This window comes from Pseudomonas sp. P7758 (genome assembly GCF_013386485.1).
Classification (GTDB): Bacteria; Pseudomonadota; Gammaproteobacteria; order Pseudomonadales; family Pseudomonadaceae; genus Aquipseudomonas.
The window spans coordinates 1-6,875 of the sequence record NZ_JACARS010000202.1; the positions used below are offsets into that span (position 1 = coordinate 1).

At 63.1% G+C, this 6,875-nt stretch carries 5 protein-coding genes and 1 pseudogene; all 6 read left to right on the top strand.

The genetic code is table 11. The annotated features are described in order from the left end of the window. Positions 1 to 90 (top strand): annotated as a pseudogene (locus HX873_RS31920) (phosphate ABC transporter substrate-binding protein); the annotation flags it as partial. A 218-nt stretch (positions 91 to 308) separates the two neighbouring features. Further along, positions 309 to 818 (top strand): sigma-70 family RNA polymerase sigma factor, encoded by a 510-nt coding sequence (locus tag HX873_RS30340; RefSeq protein WP_177123667.1) that lies wholly within the window; start codon positions 309 to 311, stop codon positions 816 to 818. Then, a complete protein-coding gene (locus HX873_RS30345; protein WP_177035215.1) occupies positions 815 to 1,750 on the top strand; it encodes a FecR domain-containing protein in 936 nt (311 codons plus the stop codon). Before HX873_RS30340 ends, HX873_RS30345 begins: the two co-directional genes overlap by 4 nt. A gap of 253 nt (positions 1,751 to 2,003) precedes the next feature. Beyond that, the gene (locus tag HX873_RS30350) at positions 2,004 to 4,643 is read left to right on the top strand and encodes a TonB-dependent receptor (RefSeq protein WP_102369756.1); all 2,640 of its coding nucleotides are present in this window, start codon (positions 2,004 to 2,006) and stop codon (positions 4,641 to 4,643) included. Positions 4,644 to 4,808: 165 nt separating this feature from the next. Next, complete coding sequence (locus tag HX873_RS30355; RefSeq protein ID WP_177123669.1) at positions 4,809 to 5,822, top strand: ABC transporter substrate-binding protein; 1,014 nt, start codon at positions 4,809 to 4,811, stop codon at positions 5,820 to 5,822. Then, positions 5,822 to 6,748, top strand: coding sequence for an aliphatic sulfonate ABC transporter substrate-binding protein (locus HX873_RS30360; protein WP_177123671.1), 927 nt, complete (start codon positions 5,822 to 5,824; stop codon positions 6,746 to 6,748). Before HX873_RS30355 ends, HX873_RS30360 begins: the two co-directional genes overlap by 1 nt. The last annotated feature ends 127 nt before the right edge of the window (positions 6,749 to 6,875 follow it).

A 6,875-nucleotide genomic window follows, 5' to 3' on the forward strand; every position in this document is an offset into this window, starting at 1 on the left:
GAAGTGCTGCCCGCTACCGAAGCGGATTACCAGGTGCTGCTGGATTACCGGCAGCTGGCTGAAGCCTTGGGTTATCCACGCCTCCAATGATCGTTCCCACGCTCCGCGTTGGAATGCATCCTGTGACGCTCTGCATCACGATTTCAAAGCAGACGCAGAGCGTCCAAGGCGGCATTCACACGCAGAGCGTGTGATCGATCGGTTATATAAAAATACCGTTTAAATATTATTAAAGAATAAGCAGCCTTGCTAGGATCGCTCCACCGGAACACCGGACATAACGCGCAACCTACTCAGATGGAGCCACTATGTCCGGCGCCGACACTTCTCACAGCGATTACGTGGGCGGATTATTCCGCAGTCATTACGACTGGCTGTGCGGCCGTTTGCACCGCCATCTCGATTCCCGTGCCCACGCCGAAGACATCGCCGCCGACACCTTCGTCCAACTGTTGAGTTCCCCGGGCGTGGCGCCGATCCGCCAGCCACGCGCCTTGCTCACCACCATCGCCCAACGCCTGATGTACCAGCTGTGGCGTCGCCGTGACCTGGAGCGCGCCTACCTCGACGCCCTCGACCAGGACGAAACCTCGCCCGCGCCATCCCCTGAGGATTTGGCGCAGATGCTCGAAGCCCTGCTGGCCATCGACCAGTTGCTCGACGGCTTGCCGGCCAAGGTCAAGGCGACCTTTCTGCTGTCGCAACTCAATGGCCTGACCTACCCGGAAATCGCGGCCGAGCTGGGCATTTCCCAACGCTCGGTCAGCGACTACATGACCCGTGCCGTCAACCGCTGCCTGCGGCTGTGCCTGGAATGAGCGACGACCTGATCGACAGCGCCACTCGCTGGGTGGTGTTGCTGCGCTCCGGCGAGGCGAGTGCCGCCGACTGGCAGCGTTACCATCAGTGGCGCGCCGCAGACCCGCGTCACGAAGCCTTGTGCCAACAACTGGAAACCCGCCTCGGTGTGTTTCAAATTCCGCAGGCCCAAGGCGTCAGCGGCAAGGTATTGCAGCAGGCACTGGACGCGCCATCCAGCCGCCGCACGGTGTTGCGCGGCGCCCTGGTGGGCGCTGGCCTGATGCTGGGCGCCGGTTGGCTGGCCCGGCCGGTGGTGGAGGATTTGACCGCCGATATCCGCACCGGCACCGGCGAACGGCGCACTGTAGCGCTGGCGGATGGCAGCGAGTTACTGCTCAACGCCCGCAGTGCCGCCGACATCCAGTTCGACCCGCAACACCGCGTGGTGCGCCTGCGCGATGGCGAGTTGCTGGTGAAGATTGCCAGGGACAGCAACCGACCGTTTTTCATTCAGACCGATCAAGCTCGACTGCATGCCTTGGGCAATCGCCTGTTGCTGCGCGAGCGCGAAGGGCAGGGCCATGTGGTGGCGCTCAACGGTGCCCTGGAGATCGACGGCCAGAACGGTGAACGCCTGCAACTGGAGGCCGGGCACGAGGTGACTTATGACCGCTTCGGCTTCGGCCCGGTGCTGGCCAGTTCCTCGGGGGCGACGGCGTGGATCGACGGTTTCCTGCAAGTGCGCGACCGCCCGCTGGTGGAAGTGATCGACGCACTGCGCCCGTATCACAACGGTGTGCTGCGCCTCGATCCGGCGGTGGCAGGGTTGCGGGTCAGCGGCCTGTACCGCCTCGACAATCCCGACCAGATCCTCGACACCCTGGCACGCACCCTGCCGATCCACATCACCCGCCGGACCGGGTTGTGGGTGACCGTCAGTGCCACCTGAAAACGGTTCACCTCGGTCAATGTGGGAGCTGGCTTGCCTGCGATGCGAGCACCTCGGCCTCTCAGATGTACCGCAGCGATACCATCGCAGCCTCGCTAAAGCTCGACAGCTCCCACAGTTGACCGCGTCGTTTCAGAATGTCGGTTCTATCGACATAACCAAACGATCTGCAAGTTTTCCCCCGGCCATCCCACATCACTCCCGTAAGCGCTGCGGGGAGCAGCGCTCAGGAGTTTCCTTGGGGGGAGCCAACGTGAGCCCATTCAACCGTACACCGCTTCGAACCTTTGCCCTGGTGCCGTTGGCCAGTCTGTTCCTGTCTTTCGCTGCCAGCGCCGAAGAGGCGCGCCAGGTCTATCACATCGCGCCCGGCCCGCTGGACGAAGTGCTGCTGAACATCAGCCGCCAGAGCGGCCAGGTGATTTCCTTCACGCCGCAACTGGGCAATTATTCCTCGGCGCGGGTCGACGGTTCGCTGTCGGCGCAACAGGCGGTAGACGCCGCGCTCAAGGGCACCGGCCTGCAAGTCCAGGTCAGCCCGGACGGTGCATTCATCATCAAGGAAGGCGCCAAAGTCGCGCCTGCCAGCAACAGCATCAAGGCGCAAACCGCCGAAGCCCAGGCGCCGACCCTCGACCGTGTGGTCGCCATCGGTACCCGTCGCAGTGACGCCACGGCCCTCACCAGCAGCGCCCCGGTGGATGTGATCAACGCCGAAGAACTCAAGCAAACCGGCGCCACCAGCCTCAACCAGGCGCTGTTCCAACTGCTGCCCTCGTTCAACTTTCCGCAGAACAACAGCGCCACCCGCGGCCAGGACCCGAAAGGCGCCTCCCTGCGCGGCTTGTCCCCGGACCAGACCCTGGTGCTGATCAACGGCAAGCGCCGGCACACCTCGGCGGTGGTGAACATTTCCGGTGGCGTGCCGTTCATTGGCGCTCAGCCGGTGGACCTCGACATGATCCCCATCAGCGCCATCGACCACGTCGAAGTGCTGCGCGACGGTGCCTCGGCGCAATACGGTTCGGACGCGGTGGCGGGGGTGGTCAACATCGTGCTCAAGGAGCGCGACAGCGGTGGCGGCATCAACACCCAACTGGGCAAATACGCCCAGGGCGACGGCTTCAGCAAAACCACCGATGGCTGGTACGGCATCGGCTTGCCGGGGGATGGTTTCCTGACCCTGAGCTTCAATACCCTGAACAACAAACCCGATGACATCGGCGACAAATACGTCGCCGACGGCCAGGTACAAGACCCGCGCTGGGGCGGTGCCGGGCGCGACAAATACAACTTGGCGGCCAACGCCGAAATCGGCCTGAACGACCAATGGCGCCTCTACAGTTTCGCCACCTTCGGCCAGGACACTTCGGTAAACAACACGCCGCCGCTGCTGGCCAGCAGCCCGAACAACGTGGCCGGGATCTACCCCAACGGCACCATCCCGAAATACCGCTATCGCTATGAAGACGGCGCCGTCACCGTCGGCACCCGCTATGAAGACGAGAGCATCGGCCGCTTCGATTTGAGCGCCACCTATGGCCGCGACGAGCACGACGAACTGGCTTTCAACACCGTCAACCCGAGCTACGGGATCAACAGCCCGACCAAGTTCAACGTCGCCACCCTGGTCAACGACCAGACCAACATCACCCTGGATTACGCCAAGGATCTGAACGTCGACTGGTCGAGCCATCCACTCACCGTGTCGGCGGGCGTCGCCTACCGGCATGAGCAATACCGGCTGGAGGCCGGCGACTACGATTCCTATTCCTACGGTGGCATCGACGGCGTGCAGGTTGGCGCGGTGCAGGCCTCGGGCCTGACCCCGGACGACGCCGGCACCTTCAAACGTGATGTGGGCGGCGTGTATTTCGGCCTGGAAAACCAGGTCACCGACAAGCTCCAGGTGGGCATTGCCGGGCGTACCGAGCACTACTCGGACTTCGGTTCAGCCACCACCGGCAAACTCTCGGCGCGCTATGACTTCACCCCGAAAGTCGGCCTGCGGGCCACGGTCAACAATGCCTACCACGCGCCCAGCCTGGGCCAGATCGGCACCTCCTGGACCACCACCACCAACCTCGACGCCAACGGCAACCCGGTGCTGACCCGCATGCTGCCGGCCGACAACCCGGCCGCCCGAGCCCTAGGTGCACAGCCGCTGAAGCCCGAGAAGTCCACCAACTTCTCCCTGGGCCTGGTGCTGCGCCCAACCGACCAGGCCTCGCTGACCATCGACGCCTACCAGATCTCGATTCGTGACCGCCTGCTGTTCAGCGGTGGCATTTCCGGGCCGCTGGCCGAGCAGATCCTCAAGGACGCCGGCTACGGCCAGTACTCCTGGGCGCAGTTCATGACCAACGCCGCCGACACCCGCACCCGTGGCGTCGACATCGTGGGCAAGTACAACCTGGACCTTGAGCAGTTCGGCAACCTGAACCTGTCGGCGGGCTACACCAAGGCCCGCACCACCATCGAGAAGGTCCACGAAAACCCCAACGGCTTCGAAGTGCTGACCCGTGAATCCCGTGGCTTCCTGGAGCACGGTTACCCGGAAGACAAGCTGGTGTTTGGCGCGGTCCACAAACTCAACCAATGGACCATCGCCCTCAACGAAACCCGTTACGGCAAGTACCGCAAATACGCCTCCAGCGAAGCCAACGCCCAGTACGACCAGACCTTCAGCGCGCAATGGACCACCGACCTGGACGTGAACTACGCCTTCACCAAACAACTGCGGGTGTCGGTGGGCGTCAACAACCTGTTCGACAGCAAGCCTGACGACTACAACACCCGTTTGCGCCAGACCCCGGGCCAGCAATACAGCTACCTGTCGCCGACGGCGCCGGAAGGGGCGTTTTACTACACGCGGCTCAGTTATGACTTTTAAACCCTGATCTTGAAGGGTGTGGAGATCAACTGTGGGAGCTGGCTTGCCTGCGATTGCATCACCTCGGTCTTCCTGGAAAACCGAGGTGTCTGCATCGCAGGCAAGCCAGCTCCCACACTGACACTGCCCACTCTGGATCTGTTTTGAATCTCCAAGAGGCTACTCATGAGAACACTAAAAAACCTGCTCGGTGGCTCGCTATTGGCATTCACCGTCCTGGCACAATCAGCCACGGCCGCCGAACCTGCCAAACCGATCCACTTCGGTGACATCACCTGGGAAAGCGGCAGCCTGATCACCGAAGTGCTGCGCCTGATCGTCGAGAAAGGCTATGGCCTGCCCACCGACACCTTGCCCGGCAGCACCGTGAGCCTGGAGGCCGCCCTGGCCAAGGACGATATCCAGGTGATCGGCGAAGAGTGGGCCGGGCGCAGTCCGGCGTGGGTCAAGGCCGAAAGCGAAGGCAAGGTGTTCGGCCTGGGCGACACCGTCAAAGGCGCTACCGAAGGCTGGTGGGTGCCGGAATACGTGATCAAGGGCGACGCCGAACGGGGCATCAAACCCCTGGCCCCGGAGCTTAAATCCGTCGCCGACCTGGCCCGCTACAAAGACGTGTTCCGCGACCCCGAAGACCCGACCCGTGGGCGCTTCCTCAACAGCCCCACCGGCTGGACCTCGGAGATCGTCAACAGCCAGAAACTCAAGGCCTATGGCCTGACCGACAGCTACGTCAACTTCCGCACCGGCTCCGGCGCGGCGCTGGATGCCGAGGTTGCATCCTCGATCCGTCGCGGCAAGCCGGTGCTGTTCTACTACTGGTCGCCGACGCCACTGCTGGGGCGCTTCAAGTTGATCAAACTGGAAGAACCACCGTTCAACGCCGAAGCCTGGAAGACCCTGGCCGACGCCAACAACTCGCACCCCATCGGTACTCGTTCGATGCCAGCGCACCTGGCGATTGGCGTGTCGGCGCCGTTCAAGGCGCAGTACCCGCAACTGGTGACGTTCTTTGAAAAAGTCGACCTGCCGATTGACCTGCTCAACGGCATCCTCGCGCAAATGGCCGAGAAACGTACCGCGCCGCGCCAGGTGGCCGAAGCGTTCCTGAAAGAACAGCCGCAGGTCTGGCAGCAGTGGGTGCCGGCGGACGTCGCGGCCAAGGTCAAGGAGAGTCTCTGATGCGCAAGTTCATCGCAGCCACACTGCTGGCACTGTGCGCCGGGCCGCTGCTGGCGGCAGAACCGGCCACCCTGCGCGTCGGCTACCAGAAAAGCTCGGTGAGCATGGTGCTCGCCCGTGAGCATCACCTGTTCGAGCAAGGGTTGCCGGGCACCAAGGTCGAGTGGATCGAATTCCTCGGCGGCCCGCCGCTGATCGAAGCCCTAAATGGCGGCAGCATCGACATCGGCAATATCGGCGACATCCCGCCGATCTTCGCCCAGGCTGCCGGCATCGACATTCGCTACATCGGCGTCGAGCCCAATGACGGGCGCACCGAAGCCATCCTGCTGCCCAAGGACAGCACCGTGCAAAACGTGGCCGAACTCAAGGGCAAGCGCGTGGCGTTGCTCAAGGGTTCCAGCGCCCACAACCTGTTCCTCAAAAGTTTGTTGCGTGCCGGCTTGCAGTGGAAGGACGTGAACGTGGTGTACCTGTCGCCCTCCGACGGCCGTGCCGCGTTTGAACAAGGCAAGGTCGACGCCTGGGTGGTGTGGGACCCGTACTACTCGGCGGCCGTGGTGGACGGTTCGGCGAAGGTGCTGGGGGATGGCCAGGGGCTGAACCCGGCGGGCAGTTTCTTCATCGCCAGCGGGCCGTTTGCCAAGCAGCACCCGCAGGCGATTGCGGCGATTCTCAAGGTGTTTGCCCAGGCGCAGCGGTTGTCGCTGGACCAGCATGACGAAAGCGTCGCGCTGATGGCCAAGACATTGGGCTTGCAGCCGGCGGTGGTGGAGAGTTACTTCCAGCACCGCTCGCCGACGCCGAGCCGGCCATTGGAAGCGGTGGATATCGCCAACCAGCAACGTACCGCCGACGCGTTTTTTGCCAACGGCCTGATCCCGAAAAAGGTCGATGTGCAGCAGGTTGTGTTCAAGGCCCCTTAACTTGATCCCTGTGGCAAGGGAGCTTGCTTTAGGGAAAGAGCTGTTGTGGCGAGGGAGCTTGCTCCCGCTGGGCTGCGTAGCGGCCCCAAAAAAAGCGGGAGCGCTGCGCACTCCAGCGGGAGCAAGC